22 protein-coding genes and 1 riboswitch are annotated in these 23087 nt (G+C 58.1%); of the genes, 11 read left to right on the top strand and 11 right to left on the bottom strand.

What is annotated here, in order from left to right; genetic code table 11:
• Nucleotides 1–702, bottom strand: coding sequence for a glutathione S-transferase family protein (locus ACR0JA_RS04605; RefSeq protein ID WP_480570606.1), 702 nt, complete (start codon nt 700–702; stop codon nt 1–3).
• 167 nt (nt 703–869) lie between these two features.
• On the opposite strand from ACR0JA_RS04605, the gene rpiA reads away from it, so the two are divergent.
• The 6 genes from rpiA (at nt 870) to ACR0JA_RS04575 (ending at nt 7050) form a co-directional block, all read left to right on the top strand.
• Complete coding sequence (gene rpiA, locus ACR0JA_RS04600; RefSeq protein WP_480570603.1) at nt 870–1652, top strand: ribose-5-phosphate isomerase RpiA; 783 nt, start codon at nt 870–872, stop codon at nt 1650–1652.
• 125 nt (nt 1653–1777) lie between these two features.
• The gene (gene gor, locus ACR0JA_RS04595; RefSeq protein ID WP_480570600.1) at nt 1778–3136 is read left to right on the top strand and encodes a glutathione-disulfide reductase; all 1359 of its coding nucleotides are present in this window, start codon (nt 1778–1780) and stop codon (nt 3134–3136) included.
• Between the two features lie 72 nt (nt 3137–3208).
• Nucleotides 3209–4351 carry an FtsH protease activity modulator HflK gene (gene hflK, locus ACR0JA_RS04590; protein WP_480570597.1) on the top strand — a complete coding sequence of 381 codons (1143 nt, stop codon included), beginning with the start codon at nt 3209–3211 and terminating at the stop codon, nt 4349–4351.
• Nucleotides 4351–5229 carry a protease modulator HflC gene (hflC, locus tag ACR0JA_RS04585; RefSeq protein WP_480570594.1) on the top strand — a complete coding sequence of 293 codons (879 nt, stop codon included), beginning with the start codon at nt 4351–4353 and terminating at the stop codon, nt 5227–5229. Before hflK ends, hflC begins: the two co-directional genes overlap by 1 nt.
• Entirely contained in the window at nt 5229–5423 is a 195-nt protein-coding gene (locus ACR0JA_RS04580; protein WP_480570590.1) for a DUF2065 domain-containing protein, read from the top strand. The genes hflC and ACR0JA_RS04580 overlap by 1 nt, the downstream gene beginning before the upstream one ends.
• 184 nt (nt 5424–5607) lie before the next feature.
• Nucleotides 5608–7050 (top strand): Do family serine endopeptidase, encoded by a 1443-nt coding sequence (locus ACR0JA_RS04575; protein WP_480571151.1) that lies wholly within the window; start codon nt 5608–5610, stop codon nt 7048–7050.
• A gap of 312 nt (nt 7051–7362) precedes the next feature.
• Here the strand turns inward: ACR0JA_RS04575 and ACR0JA_RS04570 are convergent, their stop codons facing one another.
• The 6 genes from ACR0JA_RS04570 to ACR0JA_RS04545 form a co-directional block, all read right to left on the bottom strand.
• Nucleotides 7363–9018, bottom strand: coding sequence for a caspase family protein (locus ACR0JA_RS04570; RefSeq protein ID WP_480570587.1), 1656 nt, complete (start codon nt 9016–9018; stop codon nt 7363–7365).
• 410 nt (nt 9019–9428) lie between these two features.
• The gene (locus tag ACR0JA_RS04565; protein WP_039531374.1) at nt 9429–10097 is read right to left on the bottom strand and encodes a Crp/Fnr family transcriptional regulator; all 669 of its coding nucleotides are present in this window, start codon (nt 10095–10097) and stop codon (nt 9429–9431) included.
• A gap of 117 nt (nt 10098–10214) precedes the next feature.
• Nucleotides 10215–10820 carry an inner membrane-spanning protein YciB gene (locus ACR0JA_RS04560; protein WP_480570584.1) on the bottom strand — a complete coding sequence of 202 codons (606 nt, stop codon included), beginning with the start codon at nt 10818–10820 and terminating at the stop codon, nt 10215–10217.
• A gap of 17 nt (nt 10821–10837) precedes the next feature.
• Nucleotides 10838–11740, bottom strand: a complete 903-nt coding sequence (locus ACR0JA_RS04555; RefSeq protein ID WP_480570582.1) for an EamA family transporter — start codon at nt 11738–11740, stop codon at nt 10838–10840.
• Between the two features lie 85 nt (nt 11741–11825).
• Entirely contained in the window at nt 11826–12935 is a 1110-nt protein-coding gene (gene ftsY, locus ACR0JA_RS04550; protein WP_480570580.1) for a signal recognition particle-docking protein FtsY, read from the bottom strand.
• Between the two features lie 28 nt (nt 12936–12963).
• Nucleotides 12964–13632 carry a lysoplasmalogenase family protein gene (locus ACR0JA_RS04545; protein ID WP_480570577.1) on the bottom strand — a complete coding sequence of 223 codons (669 nt, stop codon included), beginning with the start codon at nt 13630–13632 and terminating at the stop codon, nt 12964–12966.
• A gap of 138 nt (nt 13633–13770) precedes the next feature.
• On the opposite strand from ACR0JA_RS04545, the gene ACR0JA_RS04540 reads away from it, so the two are divergent.
• Nucleotides 13771–14151, top strand: coding sequence for a hypothetical protein (locus tag ACR0JA_RS04540; RefSeq protein WP_480570575.1), 381 nt, complete (start codon nt 13771–13773; stop codon nt 14149–14151).
• Nucleotides 14152–14159: 8 nt separating this feature from the next.
• On the opposite strand, the gene xseA is transcribed toward ACR0JA_RS04540, so the two are convergent.
• Entirely contained in the window at nt 14160–15644 is a 1485-nt protein-coding gene (gene xseA / locus ACR0JA_RS04535; RefSeq protein ID WP_480570572.1) for an exodeoxyribonuclease VII large subunit, read from the bottom strand.
• A gap of 75 nt (nt 15645–15719) precedes the next feature.
• Between xseA and purD the strand changes: the two genes are divergently transcribed.
• Complete coding sequence (gene purD, locus ACR0JA_RS04530; protein ID WP_480570569.1) at nt 15720–16982, top strand: phosphoribosylamine--glycine ligase; 1263 nt, start codon at nt 15720–15722, stop codon at nt 16980–16982.
• Between the two features lie 59 nt (nt 16983–17041).
• On the opposite strand, the gene ACR0JA_RS04525 is transcribed toward purD, so the two are convergent.
• The gene (locus ACR0JA_RS04525) at nt 17042–17875 is read right to left on the bottom strand and encodes an FG-GAP repeat domain-containing protein (RefSeq protein ID WP_480570566.1); all 834 of its coding nucleotides are present in this window, start codon (nt 17873–17875) and stop codon (nt 17042–17044) included.
• Nucleotides 17875–18198 carry a 2Fe-2S iron-sulfur cluster-binding protein gene (locus tag ACR0JA_RS04520; protein ID WP_480570563.1) on the bottom strand — a complete coding sequence of 108 codons (324 nt, stop codon included), beginning with the start codon at nt 18196–18198 and terminating at the stop codon, nt 17875–17877. Before ACR0JA_RS04520 ends, ACR0JA_RS04525 begins: the two co-directional genes overlap by 1 nt.
• 411 nt (nt 18199–18609) lie before the next feature.
• Here ACR0JA_RS04520 and ACR0JA_RS04515 point away from each other — a divergent pair, with 411 nt between their 5' ends.
• On the top strand, nt 18610–19428 hold the full coding sequence (locus ACR0JA_RS04515) for a DUF2189 domain-containing protein (RefSeq protein WP_480570560.1): 819 nt from the start codon (nt 18610–18612) through the stop codon (nt 19426–19428).
• Nucleotides 19429–19551: 123 nt separating this feature from the next.
• Here the strand turns inward: ACR0JA_RS04515 and ACR0JA_RS04510 are convergent, their stop codons facing one another.
• Nucleotides 19552–20250, bottom strand: coding sequence for a glutathione S-transferase N-terminal domain-containing protein (locus ACR0JA_RS04510; protein WP_480570557.1), 699 nt, complete (start codon nt 20248–20250; stop codon nt 19552–19554).
• Nucleotides 20251–20372: 122 nt separating this feature from the next.
• Nucleotides 20373–20450, top strand: a riboswitch (SAM riboswitch).
• 61 nt (nt 20451–20511) lie between these two features.
• Here ACR0JA_RS04510 and metZ point away from each other — a divergent pair.
• Nucleotides 20512–21702 carry an O-succinylhomoserine sulfhydrylase gene (gene metZ, locus ACR0JA_RS04505; protein ID WP_480570554.1) on the top strand — a complete coding sequence of 397 codons (1191 nt, stop codon included), beginning with the start codon at nt 20512–20514 and terminating at the stop codon, nt 21700–21702.
• A gap of 183 nt (nt 21703–21885) precedes the next feature.
• Nucleotides 21886–22989: a GTP cyclohydrolase FolE2 gene (folE2, locus tag ACR0JA_RS04500; RefSeq protein ID WP_480570551.1), complete on the top strand. Its 1104-nt coding sequence runs from the start codon at nt 21886–21888 to the stop codon at nt 22987–22989.
• The last annotated feature ends 98 nt before the right edge of the window (nt 22990–23087 follow it).

The raw sequence follows: 23087 nt of genomic DNA, 5'->3' as shown, positions 1-23087 counted from the left end.
TCAGATCGCTGACCCTTCTGGAGGATTGGCATAAGTCGGAGAGGTAAAGGGCGTAACCCCCAGCCCCTCGGCGGTGGTGGCGGTGCGGGTGGCAGGTCGCATTTCAAGCTGCATCAAAAGGTCCTGCAAATAAGGTGTATCGGCCAGCTGATACCAGCTGCGATCCGTGCGCGCAGGGTAAAGCGCCATCCAGCGCATCATGCACGCGATGTAATAGCCCAGAACCGAGGGCTGATCGGCGTCAAGCCAAGCGGGCTTTGCGCGCGCCACGGCATCCAGGTTCTGCAAGTGTTGCCGCAGCCGAGGCTGGATGCCCAGGCGCAGCGTTCCCGCCTGCGCGGCCTCGATGTACTTCTCGGCGTAGAAATTGATGCGCAGATCAGCGTGCAAGGTGTTGGATGCAAAGAACAGCCATTTCAGAAACGCCGCCCTGTCCGGACTGTCTGCAGCCGGTGCCATTTGGCCGTGCCGATCGGCGAGCCACAACAGTATCGCGGCGGTTTCGAAAATCGGACCCTGTTCTGTTTCCAGCACCGGGATCAATCCGTTTGGGTTCAACGCGCGATACGCTGCGCTGTCCTGCTCATTGCGGCTGCGGTCGACCAGAACGGTCTGATACGGCAGTCCCATCTCTTCCAGCACCAGTCGGATGACCAGCGAGGCATTGTCGGGGGCATAGTGCAGGCGATACGGCGTTTCCATGCGATCTATCTAGGCGGTCCGGACGCTGGGCGAATACTCGATTGCGACGATTCCCATCGGAAACGCGTATTTCAGCGACATGTTAACACATGTGCAGACGCGATTGGGCCTCGCAGTTGCGACTTGCTTTCCGTATATATCCGACAAATGACCAAGGGGATGCTGCCATGACCGGGGAAATGTCACCGATAGAAAAGGCAAAATACGTTGCTGCCAACCGTGCCGCCGAATTGGTGCAGGACGGAATGCGTGTCGGGCTGGGTACGGGATCGACTGCCGCGTGGTTGGTGCGCCGACTGGGCGAGCGGGTGCAGGAGGAAGGGCTGAAGATCAAAGGCGTGCCGACGTCGACCGCAACTGCGCAACTGGCACGCGAAATGGGGATCGAGGTCGTTTCGCTGGATCAAGCGGGATGGCTTGACCTGACCATCGACGGCGCGGATGAGTTCGACCGAGAGTTCAGCCTGATCAAGGGCGGCGGCGCAGCCTTGTTGCAGGAAAAGATCGTCGCCACCGCCAGCGATCAGATGGTCGTCATCGCCGACGCCGGAAAAGAGGTGGAAACGCTGGGTGCATTTCCCCTTCCGGTCGAGGTCATTCCCTTTGGCTGGCAGACCACCCGCACCCTGATCGAAGAGGCGCTGGACACCATGGACGTGCTGGGCACTTCGGTAACGCTGCGCATGAATGGTCAAGCGCCCAAGGTGACCGACGAAGGCAATCACATCCTGGACCTGCATCTCAAACGCATCGGCAACGCGCGGCAGCTGGCCTTGGTGTTGAACCAGATCCCCGGAGTCGTTGAAAACGGGCTGTTTATCGACATTTGCGACAAGGTGGTCATCGGCCATGGCGACGGTCGTGTAGAGCTGCGCGACCTGAACGAAGGCACGGTCGAAATGGGTGAAGCCAGCAGTGGCGAAAACCTATTCTCGGATTTGGCCGACTAAGTTCTGATCCAATCGCGCCTGCTAATGGCAGAGGAAATACGCTTTTTCCCGGCCCGGGGGGTTGGCAGGCAGGTTTTCTTACGTAGATATGCAGGGCAATTTCAGGTTGAACGAAGGAAACCGGCATGAGCTTTGACTATGATCTGTTCGTCATTGGTGGCGGCTCGGGCGGGGTTCGGGCCGCGCGCGTGGCGGCAGGAGAAACGGGTGCCAAAGTGGCGCTTGCGGAAGAGGATCGTTACGGCGGGACCTGTGTCATACGTGGCTGTGTTCCCAAAAAGCTGATGGTCTTTGCCAGCGAGTTTTCCGGGATGGTCGGCGATGCGCAGCAGTATGGCTGGGATTTTCAGCCCGGTGCGTTGAACTGGAGTACCTTCCACGGCAAGCTGGTGGCGGAACTGGACCGGCTGGAAGGCATCTACCGCAATATACTGAAGAACAATGGCGTCGAAAGCTTTGATCAGCGCGCACGTGTGGTCGATCCGCATACGGTCGAGTTGGCCGATGGCACCCGCAAGACCGCCAAGCATATTCTGATTGCCACCGGTGGTCGCCCAGTTGTACCCGAGTTTCCGGGCTCGGAGCTGGCGATCACGTCGAACGAGATTTTCCACCTGGAGAAACTTCCTGAAAATATCCTGATCGTTGGTGGCGGCTATATCGCCAGCGAGTTTGCCGGGATCATGAACGGGATGGGGGTCAAGACGACTCAGTTCTATCGTGGCGCGCAGATCCTACGCGGCTTTGATGAAGAAGCGCGGGGCCTGATCTGTGAAGAGATGCGCCAGAACGGTATCGACGTGCGGCTGGGTACAAATGTCCTTGAGATGACCAAAGATGGCGACCAAATTCGCGTAAAAGCCACGGACGGCACCGATGATTGCTTTGATGGGGTGATGTATGCCACCGGGCGCGCGCCAAACGCGGATGATCTGGGACTGGAGGCTGTCGGTGTCGAGCGCGGGCGCAAGGGCGAGATCATCGTGGATGAATACAGCCAGACCGGGGTGCCCTCGATTTACGCGATCGGCGACGTGACCGATCGGGTGAACCTGACTCCGGTTGCGATCCGCGAAGGCATGGCCTTTGTCGAAACCGTCTTCAAAGGTAACCCTACGCCGGTGGATCACGAGCTAATTCCAACGGCGATCTTCACCCAGCCGGAGTTCGGCACAGTGGGCCTCAGCGAAGAAGAGGCTGCCGCGCAGGAACCGGTCGAAGTGTACGCGACCTCGTTCAAACCGATGCAAAAGGCGTTTGCAGGCGGGACCCAGCGGGTTCTGATGAAACTGATCGTCAGCCAGGCGACGCGCAAGGTTCTGGGCTGCCACATCGTGGCCCCCGGCGCGGGCGAGATGATTCAGCTGGCCGGAATCGCCGTCAAGATGGGCGCAACTAAAGAGGATTTCGACCGCACGGTTGCAGTTCACCCGGTAATGGCCGAGGAACTGGTGACAATGCGGCAACCTGTTCGCACGGCTTGATTTGCAACCGCGCGCACACAAGTTACAAGGGACCCCGTGATCACACGGGCCTAAACGAAGGAATCGAAAAATATGGCGGGCAACAGCGGTGGCCCCTGGGGGGGCGGAGGCTCATCCGGAGGCGGAGGAAATCGGGGTAACAACGGGGACGGGCGCAAGCCCCCCGAAGGCGACGGCCCGCAAATCCCCGAGATCGATGAGCTGATGAAAAAGGGCCAGGAGCAGCTGCGCGTCCTGATGGGCGGTCGCGGCGGCGGTGGCCGTGGGACCAATGGCAAGGGCGGCGGAAATGGTCCGGCATTCACCAAGGGGACGATCGCGATTGGCCTGGCAGCGGCTGCGGTGCTGTGGGGGCTGGCAAGCTTTTACACCGTCAAGCCCGAAGAGCAGTCGGTTGAGCTGTTTCTGGGTGAATTTTCGGCGGTTGGAAATCCCGGTCTGAACTTTGCGCCTTGGCCATTCGTGACGGCCGAAGTCATTCCGGTCACGCGCGAACAGAACGAGGACATGGGCGGCGCACGCGGCAGCGACGACGGCCTGATGCTGACCGGCGACGAAAACGTCGTCGACATCGACTATCAGGTCGTCTGGAACATCAACGATCCGGCGAAGTTCCTGTTCAACCTGCGTGATCCGCGCCAGACCATTCAAGCGGTATCAGAATCAGCGATGCGTGAGATTATCGCGCAGAGTGAGTTGGCACCGATCCTGAACCGGGACCGCGGCATCATTGCCGAACGCTTACAGGAGCTGATTCAGGCGACGATGGACAGCTATGATTCGGGCGTGAACATCGTTCGCGTTAACTTTGACAAGGCCGACCCGCCGCAGGACGTAATTGCCGCGTTCCGCGACGTTCAGGCTGCCGCGCAGGAACGTGACCGCCTGCAAAACGTCGCCGATGCCTATGCCAACCGCGTATTGGCGGAAGCCCGAGGTGAGGCAGCGCAGGTTCTGGAAGAAGCCGAAGCTTACCGCGCGCAGCAGATCAACAGCGCACAAGGTGAAGCCAGCCGTTTCAGCGCGGTTTTGGAAGAGTATTCCAAAGCGCCGGATGTAACTCGCAAGCGTTTGTATCTGGAACGGATGGAGCAGGTTCTGGGTGACGTCGACAAGATCATTCTGGACGAAAACTCGACAGGATCGGGGCAAGGCGTTGTGCCGTATCTGCCGCTGAACGAACTGCGCCGCAATTCCGGTCAGGAGGGCAACTGATGCGTAAAACGACAATTATCCTGCCGATCATTTTTGTCGCGATAGTCGGCCTTCTGTCCTCGATCTTCATCGTGGATGAGCGTGAGCGTGCGCTGGTTCTGCAATTTGGCCGCGTCGTGGCGGTTAAGGAAGAACCGGGACTGGCGTTCAAAATCCCACTGATTCAAGAAGTTGTCCGCTATGACGACCGTATCTTGTCGATCGACGTTCAGCCGTTGGAGGTGACGCCTCTGGATGATCGCCGTCTGGTGGTTGATGCCTTTGCCCGTTATCGGATTTCCGATCTTGAGCAGTTCCGTCAGGCCGTTGGTGTTGGCGGCATCCCTGTGGCCGAGGATCGTCTGGACCGTATTCTGCGCGCCGAAACCCGCGAAGTCTTGGGTTCGGTATCGTCCCGCGACATCCTGAGTTCTGACCGGGCGGCACTGATGCTACGCATTCGTAACAGCGCGATTGCCGAGGCGCGCGCGCTGGGTGTCAATGTCATCGACGTGCGTCTAAAGGCGACCGATCTGCCGCAGGCAAACCTCGAAGCGACCTTTGACCGGATGAAGGCCGAGCGGGAACGTGAGGCAACCGATGAGCGTGCTCGTGGTAACGAAGCTGCGCAGCGTGTCCGTGCGCAGGCGGATCGTACCGTGGTTGAACTCGTCTCCGACGCCAATCGCGAAGCAGAAATCATCCGTGGTGAGGCCGACGCCGAACGCAACGCGATCTTTGCCGAAGCCTACGGCGCAGACCCTGAATTCTTTGAATTCTACCGCTCGCTTTCGGCCTATGAGAACGCCTTGCAGGGCGGAAACAGCTCGCTGGTTCTGACCCCGGATTCCGAGTTCTTCAACTATCTCAAGTCACCAACCGGACAGGCCCGTCAGTAATGGGCCTGATCCTTCTGGCCATCGGGCTGGTTTTGATCGTAGAGGGGCTGGCCTATGCGCTGGCCCCTTCGCTTATCGAACGTATGCTCGAGGCGCTGCGGTCGTTGCCGGTGCAGGCAAGACAGCTTGCGGGGTTGCTATGTGTGGTCAGCGGTCTGATCCTTGTCTGGCTGGCCTATCAGTTCGGATTTTGACCGCAAGGGCTTCACGCGCGGGTGATTTCCCCGCGATCCTGAGTTGCTAGCTTGGCCAAACTGACTACATTGGTTTCTAAGACCGGCTGCCCGAGGGCCGCCGCCATAAGAGATGTCGACAAGGAGAGCCCAGGTGCAGGCAAAAGCGCGCAGTATTTCCGTCCGGCGGGACGATGTAAGTGTCATGGTTCGATTGATGTGGCTGGCCTTTGTCGGAATGCTGCTGGTTCTGGCGCAAAGCGTGGCAGCGCAGGCGCGTAGTGAAAGCCTTGCACCGCTGGCCGAGCAGATCAGCCCCGCGGTTGTCAACATCACCACGTCGACCTTGGTCGAAGGCCAGACCGGTCCGCAGGGGATTGTGCCCGAAGGTTCGCCGTTTGAGGATTTCTTTCGCGAGTTTCAGGACCGTAACGGTGACGATAACAGGCCACCCCGCCGCAGCAATGCGCTGGGCTCGGGTTTTGTGATCTCCGAGGATGGCTACATCGTCACCAACAACCACGTGATTGCCGAGGCGGATGAAATTCTGGTCGAGTTCTTTCCGGGCGACGGCCAACCGGCTGAGGAATTGCCTGCCAAGGTGATTGGCACGGATGAAAAAACCGACATCGCGCTGCTCAAAGTCGAAGCAACCGGGCCGCTGAGATACGTCCAGTTCGGCGACAGCGACACCGCGCGGGTGGGGGACTGGGTCATCGCGATGGGCAACCCGCTGGGGCAGGGCTTTTCGGTTTCGGCCGGGATCGTGTCCGCGCGGAACCGGGCGTTGAGCGGGTCTTACGACGACTACATCCAGACAGATGCCGCCATTAACCGTGGCAATTCGGGCGGCCCGCTGTTCAATATGAATGGCGAGGTGATCGGGGTGAACACCGCGATTCTGTCCCCGAATGGCGGCTCGATCGGGATTGGATTTTCGATGGCCTCGAACGTGGTCACCAAGGTTGTCGACCAGCTGCGTGAGTTTGGCGAAACGCGCCGTGGCTGGCTGGGTGTGCGCATTCAGGATGTGACCGAGGACATGGCCGAGGCGATGGGCCTGGACAAGCCTGGCGGCGCGCTGATCAGCGATGTACCGGATGGCCCAGCCAAGGATGCCGGGCTGCTGGCCGGTGACGTGATCCTCAGCTTTGACGGGGTCGAGGTCGAGGATACGCGCGGCCTGGTGCGTCAGGTCGGCGAAACCACGGTTGGCAAATCGGTGCGCGTTGTCGTCCACCGTGACGGTGGAACCCAGACCGTTCTGGTGACGCTGGGACGCCGCGAAGATGCAGAGCGCGCCGAAGCCGGCGAGGAAGAGGCTACTGACGAAGATCAGGAAGCCGAAAACACCGACATCCTGGGCCTGACCATCTCACCGCTGACTGACGCGATGCGTGGAGAGATGGGTTTGGACGAAGATGCCGAAGGGCTGGTGGTGTCCAACGTCGACGAGGCGTCCGAGGCGTTTGCCAAGGGCCTGCGTGCGGGGGATCTGATCACGGAAGCCGGGCAACAAAAGGTCACCACGATCGAAGATCTTGAGGCACGCATGGAAGAAGCCCGTGAGGCTGGCCGCAAATCCCTGTTGCTTCTGGTCCGCCGCGGCGGAGAACCGCGGTTCGTAGCGCTTAGCTTAGAAGAGTAGGTGGTTCCTGGCTGGAAGCGACACGACGTCGATTGCTTATCAAAATGGAGCATGTTCAAACAAAAGCGCTGGTACAACTGGCGCGGCAACACCTCCGAGTTTTGCGGAGGTGTTGTCGTTTCAAAGCGACCGGTCTGCGTGGCATAACCTCTAGATGCGTTCCCGCGGCCGAGCAGGCGCAGACAATTAACGCAAAGCTCTTCCGCTTCATCTAGCTCTCTAGTTCAATCTGCTTTCTCCGCGAACGGACTTAACGGTTAGTGGTGTGCCGGGTCTCGCCGAAACCGTCGAAGAGAAAATGAGAACGGAAATTCAGCCCCTTGATACGACAACGTGACATTTGTCTCTTGATGTCGCGTGAAACTCAAAAGGCTCAGTGGTCGGTGACAAGTAGTAGTGGTAATTGATGCCATGTTCGTCCGGAGTGGCTAATCTCAACTCGTAACCAATAATCCCGCCACTCAATTCACGGACCCATCCTCCCGTGCGTACAAGCCTTGCGGAAAAGTTGGTCTCTGACGTATTTCGCAGCGTTAACGAATGAACGATGGTCATATTTGGGTACGGGCTTTCTTCAGGGCAATACTCGACCAAACGCCATGCGCCGTTCAGAATTTTCGGATTTTCGGCTCCGCGAACAATTCCCGAACAGGCAAAGCTGGGAAGTTCCCGCAACTTGCTCAATGTATTGATAGAGAAGCTCGTTGAGAGTGGCTTCATGGTGCTAAATTGCTTTGCCAGTTCCGACATGGCGTGTTTTGTTTTACGCCCGAGTTTTCCATCTGGCTCGCCTGCGCCACAACTCAGCCTGTTGAGTTCCACTTGAATGGAAAAAACAATTTGCTCGTCCTCTGACAACCCTTGCGGACTGTCCGTCAAACTAATGAGCCATCCTCGGTAGTTGTGCAGCAGACACTCGACGTCTGCGCCACACGCGTCTCTACGTTGTTCCCACTCCAAATGTGTCAGCAGCAATTGCCCCCAAAGGTCGCCGCCACCGAGTTCGTCAAGACGCTTGTCAAACAACCTTTGAACGCGCTTCTGCTCGAGCAGCAATTCGGGCGTTGCACAAATCATAATATGCGCCGGCTCTGTAGAATTATGGCACAAATCCAGAAAGTCCAGATCGTCAAGCGGTTCCAATATTTTAACTGGTTGGCCAGCAATTTCGGGCACGGGCGGCAGAGCGGCTACCTCAAGGGGCGGAACCAAAAAAATGTCTTCCCCTGGCAAAGATCCGTAAGTGAATGGTTCTTGGTATCCTTCTGTTAGCGTGAAAACGGAGTCCCGAACTTTCCGGAACATCTTTCCAAGCTCTAGTCCGGGCTCTTCCATATGTGCCAAGAGGGCTTCCGCATATGGGCTATTGCGTCCCTTACCATCAAGCGCCAGAGTTCCGTTCCGCGCAGCATATCCCACCAACACGCCCCTCGGGTCGATGCGACCCAATCCTCGACCGATGGACCGCGTGGCCGATGTGCGATTCATATCCGCGAGAAAAGGGTTATTGCGGCATGCGTCGACAAGGATGATCTTCATACCATCGACGCTGGAGAGCGCATTTACGACAGCATCAAGACGTACCGCCTCAAACTCAACATCTCGATCATTTAGGAGTTCAGCGTTCACGGGAATCAGGTAGTTAGTATTGTCGATCTCAATTCCGTGTCCTCCAAAGTAAACGACAGCCATCGATGCGCCGTCAGCCTTTTCCGCAAAATCGCGCAGTGCCAATCGCATGCCGCGGCCATCCAAATTCATTCCGCGGGTTACGGAGAAACCTATGCGTTCAAGCGCGTCTGCAATATCGGTGGAATCGTTTTCCGGGTTCGACAGATTTGAAACGTGAGCATACTCGGAGTTTCCGATAACAAGTGCGACACGATTGTCTGACGCAATTGCAACGCTGCCAAAACTTGCTATGGCTGCAACAATAATCGTTACCAATACAACAAAGCGTGGATGCATATTTTAATCGTTAGATGCTTGTTTCAGACCAGCATAACACGAGGCATTGCCATCGCGAGTAATAACTTGGCATTATTCTTCGACTTCGCATTTCATCGGTGGCAACTTGTCAAAACGACTTAAATAGGGCTCAAGCCTTTCGTCGTGTGCAAGTGAACACGCAGCCGTGCACGCTTGGTAAATTGTGCTGATACCTAGGGGTTTACGGGTTTTTCTGCCGCTGTTGCCCAAAGAAGAGCGAAAGAAATGAGCCATATGCCGGGCAAGGCATATGGCTCGTGTACAGGGAGAGGTCAGTGGACAGATATCGGGGATGATAAGCTGACCTCCTACGGTAACAGGAATCACCTTAGACCGATCCGGTTTCAACGTATGTGATCCCGGTCACAATAGGGCTGCAAGTGTTTGGTTCAGATCAGATCGGATTCAGCCAATTGCTGTAGCGCGTCGAGATCGTGGATTTGCAGGCCGCCGCGCGACGCTTCGACCACGTTGCTGCGCTTCCAGATCGAGATTGTTTTCGACACCGCTTCGCGTGTGGCGCCAACAAATTCGGCCAGCTCGCTTTGCGACAGCGTGATGCGCTGCGACGGGTCGTCCTGCTCGTTCGCCAGATGCAGCAATTTGCGCGCCAAGCGAATGGGCATGGGCAAAAAGACTTGCTCGTTCAACTGAACACCCATCATCCGCATCCGCAGACCAGCCAGCCGGATCATATCGACCGCTAGGTCCGGGTGTTGGCGGATTTGTCCCATCACATCCCTTTGTCGCACTTTCAGCACGCGCGAGGGTTCGGCTGCGGTCACGGTTGCCGTGCGCGGGCCATCGTCGAACAGGGCAATCTCGCCAAAAACCTCGCCCGGGCGCAACAGATTGAGCGCCAGCTTGCGCCCACTCATCGCCAGAAACGAGACCTCGAGCAAGCCATCGAGAATGGCAAACAGCGCATCGCCTTCGTCACCTTGTTCAAACAGAACCTCGCCCCGATCCAAAGAGACTTCGGTTGCCTGCGCGGCAAGCATTGCCCGAAGCCGTTCCGAGGCTTCGGAAAGGAATCCGCTATTGGGAAATGCCGTCATGTGGTGCGTACTTCTCTGCTGAGTGGGACGGGTGGTGCCTTAATTTTTCACAGCTTCATCAGTATGCCAAGGTTTTTTAGACATAACCGCAGAAACCGCGACCAGGTTGACACCCGTTTATTGCTTGTCCGGGTCGTCCATATAGCTTTGCAACATGCTGATTTGCAGCATCAGGAACACCATCAGGGCGATCGGAAACCCGAAGGTTTCGATCTTGACCCACAGGTCGGTGGACAGTGTGCGCCAGACCAATTCGTTTGCTACGGCAAGAATGGCGAAACAGGCACAAAGGCGTCGGGTCAGAATCATCCAGCCTTCGTCACGCATTGGCAGCATCTCGTCCAACACGTAGGCCAGATAGGATTTTCCCTGCAACAGCCCGATCCCGAGGATGGCTGAAAAGAAGCCATAGACCAGCGTGGTCTTCATCTTGAAGAACCGCTCGTCATTGAACCAGGCGGTCAGACCGCCGAAGAAGATCACCATGAAAGCGGTGAAGATCTGCATCCGGCTGAGTTTCCCCGTCAGAAACCACAGGATGCCCATGGCGGCCAGCATGAGGGGAACGAAGATGATCGTGGCAACGATAAAGCCCGAGTATTCCGTGCCGCCGAATTGGAAACTGTCATCCCGCAGACGCAGGTAGATAAAGAAGAACGCCAGAGGCGGGCCCAATTCCAGCACCTGTTTCAGAAACGGATTGATTTCTTTCTTGCCTGTCATTTCGCGCGTCCTGCTGCTTACCCGCCCATTTCAACTATTATCGCGCCGAGTGCAATCAATGCCATCAGCGCAATTCGCCTTGGTCCCACGGTTTCTTTCAGAACCAGCCAGCCGATGAGGGCGGCAAAGACGGTGGAAGTTTCGCGCAGAACGGCGGCCTCGCCCACTTTGTCCAACCGTGTCGCCAGCATAATCGATCCAAACGAGAGGGGGGCGATGATGCCTCCGGCCAATCCGCGCAGCATCAGCGGCCCGATGGTCGGACGGTCGATCATGGCGCGCCATCTGAGAAAGGCATAGATCGGCATCGCGGCACCATCGATCATGAAGAACCAGGCCAGAAAGGTGAACGGGTCGGCGGTGGCGCGAATGCCATAGGCGTCGTAGGTGGTGTAAAGCGCCACGAACAGTCCGGTGATGACCGCCAGAACCAGCGCGATTCCAAGTGTTTCACGGTTTGTTTCCAGATAGCGCAGATTGTAGGCCGCCAGACCGAAAATGCCGGCCAGCAGGACAGCGACGCCCAGCCATTGCATGCCTGAAAACGTCTCGCCGAACAACAGGTAGGCACCGATGACGGTGAACAATGGGCCGGTCCCGCGAACAACCGGGTAGACTACAGTATAGGACCCTTTGGTATAGGCCATTGCCTGAAGCGTCTTGTAGGCAATGTGGATCAACCAGACCATCCCGAAGATGGGCCACATATAGGGCTCGGGCCAGGGAACTACGAAAAACGCGAAAGGTGCGGCCATCAGGCAATAGCTTGCATCGATGGCACCGCGTGACAGCCAGGGATCATGGCGACCCTTTTGCAGCGCGCCGAATACCGCATGCAGAAAGGCGGCGGACAACGCGAGTGCAAGCGCCAGCCTGTGACCCGCGTCGGTGCCTTCAAGAGAGATCAGCCAGTCGCTCAAGTGTCGGTTCTTTCGCCGTAAGAGAGGTCAAGGGGCTGTCTGCCCCGGCCTCCACGAGGATTTCAAAGCCAGATGAAGGGGCGGATCAGGTCTGGGTCACGCCGGTAAGGGCGGCGGCGAATTCTTCGGGGTCAAAGGGGGCGAGGTCGTCGATCTGCTCGCCCACGCCGATGGCGTGGATCGGCAAGCCGAACTTGTCCGCCAGCGCCACCAGAACGCCGCCTTTGGCTGTCCCGTCGAGCTTGGTCATTACCAGCCCGGACACATCTGCGAGATTGCGGAAGGTTTCGACCTGGCTGAGTGCGTTTTGTCCCGTCGTGGCGTCGAGGACCAGCAGCGTGTTGTGAGGCGCGGTTTCGTCCTTCTTGCGGATCACGCGGACGATCTTGGCAAGCTCTTCCATCAGGTCTGCGCGGTTTTGCAGGCGCCCGGCTGTGTCGATCATCAGAAGGTCGGCACCTTCCTCCTGCGCTTTGGTAAGCGCGTCAAAGGCGAGGCTGGCGGGGTCCGATCCCTCGGGCGCAGTGAGTACGGGTACACCTGCGCGGTCGCCCCAGACTTGCAGTTGTTCGACGGCGGCGGCGCGAAAGGTGTCACCGGCGGCGATGACGACTTTCTTTCCGGCCTCTTTGAACTGGCTGGCCAGTTTGCCGATCGTTGTCGTCTTGCCCGAACCGTTGACACCGACAACCAGAACCACCTGAGGACGTCTGGAATAGATCGGCAGGGGCTTGGCAACCGGCTCCATCACGCGGGCCACTTCCTGCGCCAGCAGCTGTTTGATCTCGTCGGTTGAAAGCTTCCGCCCAAAGCGCCCCTCGGCCATGTTGGCAGTAACACGCAGGGCGGTATCAACCCCCATGTCCGAGGCGATCAGCAGTTCTTCTAGCTGCTCCAGCATATCGTCGTCCAACACCCGGCGGACGACGGTGCGGTTCTCGCTGCGGCCAAAAATCCGCCCGAGAACGCCTTTGCGCTGTTCGGGCGATGTCGTCGCGGGCTCTGCCTGCTCGGACGGGCGTGGCACGTCTGGTTGGGGTGTTTCTGCAACCGGCTGAGGTTCGGGGTCCGGGTCAGGGATGATCGGGTCCGGTGTGCTTTCCTCGCCCCCGTCTTCGACGATGGCATCAAGACCCTGTTCGAGTCGGGACGAGGATTTGAACAGCCGATCCTTCAGCTTGGATAAAAAAGCCATCTTTGGTCTCCGCAGGTGTTGTCTTCACCTAATGCGGAATTGCGGCGGTTGCAAAGGGTCCCGTGAATGCGATCAGTAATCCGGCTTGCGCAGCCCAGTAGAGTATCCAGACCAGAAAGGGCGTCAATTTCAGGGCCGGATCGTTGGGTGGCAGCAAAAACTTCTCAGTCGCCAGGATCAGGTCCGAAGCAATGAACGCGGCTGCTGCGGGTAACGCCCACAGCAAGGCACCAGCCTCGGGCAGCGAAAGTACCGCGATTCCCATGCCCAAGATGATGGGGATATAGGCCAGCACCGGTCCCTTGAGGTCGCCGACGCGCGGCACCAGCACTGTCGCGGTGATTATGCCCAGTAAGATGAGTGACCAGAAATAGCCGGGACGATCGAAAATGAATCCCGCATTGCTGCTTGGGTGGGACAGAAACAGGGCGATATAGGCGATATGGCCTGCGGCGAATGCTCCAATTCCCGCCATGAAAGTCTGGTCGGTCTCACGAGACAGCAAGGCATCCCCAAGAGCGCAAAGCGACAAGGCCAGAACCAGCAAGGTGGGGCCGCCGCCAAGCGCAGCGACGGCGGCCAACACTGCGACCGAGGCGGTCTTTAGCGCCGTGCGCAGACTGCTGGCAGCACGGGGCGACATCGGGAGGTAGGCAAGGGCGCAGCCAGCGGCCAGCCAGATAAGAGCGTTCGTCATTCTTGAAACCCCGTTTCCCGAAACATTGGCTTTGCGAAAGATCAGGCTCAACGGTGACGTGGAGGCAAGTTCTGAAGGTCCATGTGATTGGCGTTGCTCACGTGCATCTGACACTATGACCCTATGGTGAAGTACCTGATGATTCTCCTTGCTTTGAATGCGCAGGCCACAGCGGCGCAAACCGCGCTGTCGGGCGCCGAGTTTGATGCCTATACGCGAGGAAAAACTTTGTTCTACGGCTTCAACGGGACCGTATACGGCGTCGAGCGCTATCTGCCAAATCGCCGCGTTATCTGGTCATTTTTGGACGGGGACTGCAAGGAAGGCATCTGGTACGAGCGGGAAGATCAGATCTGTTTTCTCTATGAAGACCGGTTGGATCCGCAATGCTGGGTCTTTACCCAAACGGGAGCCGGCCTGATCGCGCAGTTTGAGGGGGATCCACAAGCCACCGAACTCTATGAGGCACAGGAGATCGGGGAAGAGATGGTCTGCTATGGGCCGGATGTCGGCGCTTGATGCCGGCCTCAGAACAGCGACCCCTGATCCTCGGTCGGCGGCTTGGACTTCCTTGTCACCGGTTTCGCTGGCGCGCCGGTTGAGAGTGTTCCGTCTGCAAACTCGATCTCCAGCGCAGCGTGGTTTGACGCCTGCTCTTTGGTAGTGACGACTTTCCCGTCTGCCCGCACGACCGCGTATCCTCGGTCTAGGGTGGCTTTGTAGCCGAGCGTTTCCCGTACCCGATCGGTTGCGTCTACCTGGCTGCGCAATCTTTCGATGCGACTGGCTTGTGCAGTATGCATCCGTTCGCCCAACCGGGCTAATGCCTCGTCGCGCAGCTTGATTTCTTTTTGTATCGGCCGCACCGACAGGCGGGACGACAGGTTGCGTAGTGCCTCCTGCCGCGTTGAAACCAGGTTTCTCAACGCCGAAGGTCGCAGATGCGCCGACAATTTTACCATTTGCAGGCGGCGCGCCTGTACGCCGCGATCAAGCGCCGGTGCCAGACGGTCTGCGATCAAGTCAAGGCGTTGTCGGGGGGTGTTCAGCAAACTGTCTGGTCGCGGCAACGCGCGGGACAGGTCGCTCAGCCGTTGGCTGCGGCGCTGTACGGCGTCTGTCGCGGCGCGCGACAGTCGTGCGCCTTGCTCGTTGGTCCAGGCTAGCAGTTCGATCCGCACCGGCACCGCAAGCTCTGCCGCCGCTGTCGGCGTTGGCGCGCGGCGATCCGAGACAAAATCGATCAGCGTCGTGTCGGTCTCGTGCCCGACGGCAGAGATAAGGGGTATTTGCGAACCTGCCGCCGCGCGCGCAACAATTTCTTCGTTGAATCCCCACAGGTCCTCAATTGACCCGCCACCCCTTGCGACGATGATCAGATCGGGGCGCGGCAGCGCGCCGCCCGGCGTCAGCTTGTTGAACCCATCGATGGCCCGCGCCACCTCTGGTGCGCAATTGGCCCCTTGCACCGCGACCGGCCAGATCAGCACCTTACGCGGAAAACGATCGCGCAACCTGTGCAGGATGTCGCGGATCACCGCGCCGGAAGGCGAGGTCACAACACCGATGATCTGCGGTAGATAGGGAAGAGGTTTCTTGCGTTCGGGCGCGAACAACCCTTCGGCCTCAAGCTGTTTCTTTCGCTTCTCCAACAGCGCCATCAGAGCGCCCTGTCCGGCGACGGCAACCTCATCTACGTTCAGGTTATACTTCGATTGCGCACCAAAGGCCGTCAGGCGGCCGGTGACGACAACCTCCAGCCCTTCTTCGGGAACAACAGACAGGCCCGAGATCTGCCCCTTCCACGTGGTGCAGGCCAGCACGTTTCGGTCATCCTTGATGTCGTAGTACAGATGACCTGAGCGTGCCTTGAACACACGGCCAACCTCGCCTCGCACACGGATTCGCCCAAACGTGCCTTCAAGCGTGCGTTTCACCTCGCCCGAGATGTCCGAAACGGTGTATTCAGGGGTATTTTGGCCCGGGATCGGGTCATCGAGCAGGTCGGACATTTCAGCGCCTTGTGTCAAATGCCCGCCCAGCTTAGAACGCCGCGCAGGCAAGGCCAAGCAGATCGGAGAGCATTCATGAATATCCTCATTCTCGGCAGCGGCGGGCGCGAACACAGCTTGGCCTGGGCGGTGATGCAGAACCCCAAATGCGACCGTCTCATCGTCGCTCCGGGCAATGCCGGAATTGCTCAGATCGCTGACTGCGCGGCGCTGGACATCGAGAATGGCGGTGCGGTGGTCAGTTTTGCCGAGGAAAACGCGATTGATTTCGTGATTGTCGGCCCCGAGGCTCCGCTGGCTGCAGGTGTCGCTGACCGCTTGCGCGAAGCGGGCGTTCTGGTCTTCGGTCCGTCTGCGGACGCGGCGCAGTTGGAGGCGTCAAAAAGCTTCACCAAAGAGATTTGCGACGCTGCAAACGCGCCAACGGCAGCCTATGCACGTTTCACCGAAGCCGAACCTGCCAGGGCCTACATCCGAGAGCAGGGCGCGCCGATTGTGGTCAAGGCCGATGGTCTGGCGGCGGGCAAAGGTGTGATCGTGGCGATGGATGAGCAAACGGCCTTGGACGCAATCGACGACATGTTTGGCGGTGCATTTGGCGGGGCCGGGGCCGAAGTTGTCATCGAAGAGTTCATGGAGGGCGAAGAAGCCTCGCTCTTTGTTCTGTGCGATGGCGAGGACATCCTGTCCATCGGAACCGCGCAGGACCACAAGCGCGTGGGTGAGGGCGATACCGGGCTGAACACGGGCGGCATGGGGGCGTATTCTCCGGCCCCGGTTCTGAGTGCCGAGGTCGAAGCGCGCGCGATGGAAGAAATTGTGCGCCCGACCATGGCCGAGATGAAACGGCGCGGCATGCCGTTTCAGGGCGTGCTGTATGCGGGTCTGATGATCAAGGAGGGGCAGCCGCGTCTGGTGGAATACAATGTCCGTTTTGGTGATCCTGAGTGTCAGGTGTTGATGATGCGGCTTGGTGCGCAGGCGATGGATTTGATGCACGCCGCCGCCGAGGGCCGTCTGAGCGATGCACAAGTGAACTGGGCGGACGATCACGCAATGACAGTCGTCATGGCCGCCAACGGGTATCCGGGGGCGTATGACAAGGGCTCGGCGATCAACGGTTTGTCGGCTTTGCCCGAAGACAGCAGCAACATGGTGTTTCATGCGGGCACAAAGGCATCGGACGGGCAGATCGTGGCGTCGGGCGGTCGGGTTTTGAACGTGACAGCACGGGGGGATTCGTTGGTTGCTGCGCGGGATCGGGCTTATGCGATGGTCGATGGCATCGATTGGCCCGAGGGGTTCTATCGTCGCGATATCGGCTGGCGGGCGCTTTAAGCGCAGATCGGGCAGGGGGCATTGCCCTTTCGGCCTGCGGCCTCACCCCCATGATATTTTCAGTCAGATGAAGATGCGGATCCGCAGCTGAATACTGCCGTCAGGTCTTGGCGTTTTTGGAGCGGACCGAGATCGGTGGTTTGCCATCTGTCATTGTATGACACCCGGATGATTCGGGACCAATCAGAGCTTGCAAGCACAAGTACTGGGCGAGCGCGACAGGAGCGTAGACCACCGGATATGAAATCTTCGCCGATCTTGTGGTTGGTGAGGCCGGGGATCGCGGCAATTTCGCTGAGCTTATGGTTTTTGAAGCGCCAGATGCGCAGGGTTTTGGCGAGATGCGGACGATCTACATAGGCAATCTCGACATGGCCATCGCCGTCGAGGTCGGCGGCGCCAACAGGGGCGAGCCAGCGATTGGGGGTGCCGATATGGGGCGTCGCAGCGATTTTTTTTCCGCGTACGTCGTAGATGGCGAGCTGAGCGCCGGTGTCTTGTTGAGATTCAACAACGATAACTTCGTTAGTCCCATTTTGGTCAACGTCCACCAATCGGGGTTCCAGGTCTTCGAACACACGGTCTGCAGGTAGGCGTATCGTGAAGACTGACCGCTTGATAACCGGATTGATTACGTAGTCGGTATTACCGGTGTACGGGTCTTTCGGCAGGGCGGAGTTGTTAATCGTAATCTCGAGAGATCCGTATTCGATGTCATCCCCAAGCACGCCATGCGCATATCGTTTGGTCGGTTCGATGAAACGAGCCGAAGTGATGGTGTCTGCGGCTGTGGCGGGATCGGCCTCTGCAATCCATAGGCACAACATAAGCAGCGCACCGCGTGCCCAACTTCGCCACAGGCAGACGGGCAGATGCGGCGCTTTGTGAAACATCAGATTTGCTTTTCCGGCATCTGTACGACCAGACCGTCCAACGCGTCGGTGACCTTGATCTGGCAGGTCAGGCGCGAGCGCGCAGGGTCGGGTTCAAAAGCAAAGTCCAGCATGTCTTCTTCCATGTCGTCCTTAGCCGGGATTTTCTCGACCCAGGCGGGGTCGACGTAAACATGGCAGGTCGAGCAGGCACAGGCGCCGCCGCAATCGGCCTCGATGCCGGGAATATTGTTGTCACGGGCCCCTTCCATGACGGTCAGTCCGTTGGCGACCTCGACTGTATGTTCGGTACCGCCGTGCTCGACATAGGTGATCTTTGCCATTGCGTGCGTCTTCCTTTTTCGATTGTCGATTTCTTCCTTAGTCAAGGCGAATAGGTCTTTCCAGTGTCATTTGCGACTCGACACGCCGCCCTGAGACTTTCCGCGGAGATTTTCGCTTTTTGTTCTGGCGTTTGGTCGTCAGCCTGTCGAATGACCGCAATGGTCCCGGGGGCAACCTTCTTTGGACAGGTGCAAAACCTACGACGGTCTTGGGCGGAGAATAACTCGGGGCGCCCTCGGTCATCTTGGCGTGCAGAAGTCTCGCATGGGGCGGGTCTGGATTAAAGGCGCTGCACTTGCCCTAGTGCGCTGTCTGATGCAAAACTGAAGCCGGAAGCGCGATGTCTGTTTCATTGCCGGGTCCGTTGGCAAACGGACCGGTGCTAAGCCCAGCTTTGGCAGGAGTGTGTCATGACATCCAAAACCGCAGGTTCCACACCGCCGGAAGATCTGACGCCGCAACCGCAGGTCAAGCTCAAGGTCAACAAAGTGACGGCGGGCGATATCGTTGCATCGTTGAAAGCCGGGGTCTCGGATTTTCTGTCGCGGCCCCTCATGAGCGGATTCTTTGGTCTGTTCTATGCAGTTTTCGGGATCCTGATGGTCTGGTGTCTGGTTTGGCTGGGCAAGATATGGATGATCATTCCCGCCATCGTAGGGTTTCCGCTGGTCGCCCCGTTCGCTGCTGCAGGATTGTATGAAATGTCTCGGCGGCGACAGCTTGGAGAGACATTCGGCTGGTCTGAAATCCTCACCGTCATGGCCGATCAACGCAAGCGTGAGATGGGATGGATGGCCTTTGTCACCTTGTTCATCTTCTGGGTATGGATCTATCAGGTGCGGCTTTGGCTAGCGATTATCTTGCAGAATGCATCGTTCTCGGATTTTGACGGGTTTTTGACTACTGTTTTCTTCACGCCACAGGGCTGGACCTTTCTGGCTGTTGGCACCTGCATAGGCGCATTTCTGTCGGCCGTTTTGTTCTCGGTAACCGTTATCGCAATGCCGCTGCTGCTGGATCGGGAAACCAATTTCGTTTCCGCGATGCTCACATCGATCCGAGTCGTAACGGAAAATCCGGTGGTCATGCTGTCCTGGGCAGCGATCATCTCGGTCACCATGCTGGTGTCCCTGATACCGGCATTTCTGGGCCTGATCTTCACTTTGCCAATTCTGGGCCATACCACCTGGCACCTCTATCGGCGCGCGGTTCAGCCTTTGGAGGCGTGATCGCCAACTGATTTGACCTTTTTTTGTTTGCAGGCGAGAGCATTCGAGGCCTTGTCAGGGACTTTGAGCTTCTGATTTCCGCAATCACCAATTGCAAGTGGTCCGGCGACTGTTCCGACTGCGTCACCGCTTAAACAATACCCCTTGCGACTGCTTGTCCCTGTGATCACCGCGCAGTTCGGCGTTTAGCGCGCGACCGGCCTGAACGCCGGGGCGGGCGCTGACTGTTTCAAGCCAGCGGGCGAAATGCGGCTTGTCTTCCAGCACCTGTTGCTGGCCCTCCCACAGGCTGGCCCAGCCCCAGATCGACATGTCGGCGATGGAATAGAAGTCACCCGCCACGTACTCGTTTTCAGCCAGCCGCCGGTCGAGCACGCCGTATAGGCGCCCGACTTCAGCCCGATAGCGATCTTTGGGGTAGGGCAGGTCCTGCGGTGGGTCCAGTTGCGGGGCGTATTTCAGAAAATGATGCGCCTGTCCGGCCATCGGGCCAACACCACCCATCTGCCACATCAGCCATTCCTCGATGGCGATCCGGTCACGCTCGGTATGGCCGTAAAAACGACCGGTCTTTCGGGCCAGGTACATCAGGATCGCGCCGCTTTCGAATACGGAAACCGGCGCGCCATCCGGGCCATTGGGATCAACGATGGCGGGCATGCGGTTGTTTGGCGAGATTTTGAGAAACTCGGGGTCGAACTGGTCCCCCTTGCCGATATTGATCAGATGGGTTGTGTAGGGCAGCTCCATCTCTTCCAAAGCGATGGACGCCTTCCATCCATTCGGCGTGGGCCAGAAATACAGATCGATCGGGTCTGCCATGAGTCCTCCTGATGTTCAGGTGATCATGCGGTTTTCTGCCGGAACGGCAAGGTCAGCCTACGAAAGCGTGACGGACACGCAGCGCGGGCTTGACGTCATACGGCGCGAGGCGTATTGCCGACGCAGAGCTACGTGGCGATTTGTTACCGGATTGCGGGCCACGCTAAACAACACCGCTAAAAGGTCAGGATGAAAGACCCCTTTCGCTTGGCCGCGTCTGGGGTTTTTTGTTTGCCTCTTACCGGGGCTGAAAGGATTGAGATGAGCAAGAGCTGGAACAAGCGCACCCAAGCCGTCCATGGCGGCACTCGCCGCAGCCAATACAAAGAGGTCAGCGAGGCAATCTTTCTGACCCAGGGCTTTGTCTATGACAACGCCGAGCAGGCCGAGGCCCGGTTCATCGAATCCGGCCCGGATGAATTCATCTATGCCCGCTATGGCAATCCGACCGTATCGATGTTCGAACAGCGTATCGCGGCGCTGGAAGGGGGCGAAGACGCTTTTGCCACTGCTTCGGGCATGGCGGCGGTCAATGGCGCTCTGGCTTCGATGTTGAAGGCTGGCGATCACGTGGTCTCGGCCAAGGCGCTGTTTGGCTCGTGTCTTTATATTCTCGAGAATATCCTGACCCGCTATGGGGTCGAGGTTACGTTTGTCGACGGCACCGACCTGGCGCAGTGGGAGGCCGCGATCCGACCCGACACCAAGGCTGTGTTCTTTGAATCCATGTCGAACCCAACGCTTGAGGTTATCGATATCGAGGCGGTTTCGAACCTGGCGCATACAGTCGGTGCTACTGTCATTGTCGACAACGTCTTTTCGACCCCGGTATTTTCGCGCGCGATCGAGCAGGGCGCGGATGTGGTCGTCTACTCGGCCACCAAACATATCGACGGGCAGGGGCGCGCGCTGGGCGGTGTCATCATCGGCACCAAAGACTTTATTCGCGGCACTGTTGAGCCCTATCTCAAGCACACAGGCGGCGCGCTCAGCCCGTTCAATGCTTGGGTCATGCTGAAAGGTCTGGAAACCATTGCCCTGCGGGTCAATGCGCAGGCGGAAACGGCGCAGACCATTGCCGAAGCGCTGGAGGGGCATCCGGCCCTTGAACGCACATTGTTCCCCGGGCTGAAAACCCACGCGCAGAATGCTCTGGTGCAATCTCAGCTTGGCGGCAAAGGCGGCACGGTTTTGTCGTTGGATATCAAAGGTGGAAAGGCGGCGGCATTTGCGTTTCTGAATGCGCTGACGATTCCGGTGATTTCGAACAATCTGGGCGACGCCAAGTCGATCGCGACGCATCCGGCAACCACGACTCACCAACGTCTGAGCGACGCACAGAGGGATGAGTTGGGGATTACCCCCGGGCTGATACGCTTCTCGGTCGGGCTTGAAGATGCGTCGGACCTGCTGGCCGATATTCAACAGGCTTTGACCGCGTCGCAGCAATAAACCAAGACCGCCGGAGGGGTCGCTCGTGGGCGGGTTCGATCCCGCGCAGGGCGTGCATGGCCCGAGAATGTCGGATTTGCGCTGATTTTTTCAATCCGATCAGGTATCTTACGCGTATCCGAGGGGACTGGAACAAGTTGCTAAACCGCCTATAGTCCGGCGGCGAAACAAGGACACTGGCGTATGAACGTACATCCACGCACTTTGGACGATACCCCCGATCGTGATGAGGCCGAGGCTGCGCTTAAGGTTTTGCGCAAGTGGGCCTCGTCTGCGTCTGATGCGGAAATCAGTCAGCTTGATCCGGCAGTTGCGCGCCTGATCCCGGGATTGGCGCCTGTCAATTACCCGTCGCTCTCACGTGAGTACCCAGCGGATTTTCGTGTAGACGATGCCTATAAAGCCTCGTTGCCGGATCTGCAGAATGGGCCGTCCAGTCTGATCCGTGGCGCCAAACAGCAGATTCAGCACGTGGGAATTTCCAATTTCCGTCTGCCGATTCGGTTCCACCGCAAGCATGGCGAGGATTTGACGCTGGAAACCTCGGTGACCGGTTCGGTTAGCCTCGAGGCCGAAAAGAAGGGCATCAACATGTCCCGGATCATGCGGTCGTTTTACAAGCATGCCGAAAGCACATTCAGTTTCGAGGTTATGGAAGCCGCGCTGGAAGACTATAAGGCCGATCTCGACAGTTTTGACGCCCGTATCCAGATGCGCTTTTCTTATCCCGATCTGGTCGAAAGCCTTCGGTCCGGCCTGTCGGGATATCAGTATTATGACATCGCGTTGGAACTGGTCGAACAGGGCGGCGAACGTCTGAAGATCATGCATCTGGACTATGTTTATTCCTCGACCTGCCCGTGTTCGCTGGAATTGAGCGAACATGCGCGTTCGACGCGTGGGCAGTTGGCAACACCGCATTCGCAACGCTCGGTCGCGCGAATTTCAGTGGTCGTCGATTGTGATGCCGATTGCCTGTGGTTCGAGGACCTGATTGCCCTGTGTCGCAGGGCTGTGCCCACCGAAACGCAGGTCATGGTCAAGCGCGAGGACGAGCAGGCCTTTGCGGAATTGAACGCCGCCAACCCGATCTTTGTCGAAGATGCGGTGCGTCTGTTCTGTGCCGAATTGCAGGCCGATCATCATGTCGGTGATTTCCGGGTGATCGCAAGCCATCAGGAAAGCCTGCACAGCCATGATGCGATCTCGATTCTGACCGAAGGCCCCACATTCGAGGCCGCAAGCGTTGACCCTAGATTGTTTACAACCCTGTTTCACGTCGGCTGAAAAACCGGCGGAACCGGTTGGAATCAGGCTTAAATTTAAGTGATTGGCGTAAAATTGCCGCAACGCAGCGGGAAATGCTGCATCCGCGTTATTTTTCA

Source organism: Ruegeria sp. AM4 (genome assembly GCF_056540665.1).
Note: the sequence above shows the minus strand (reverse complement) of the source record. Positions and strands in the feature narration are given on the sequence as shown.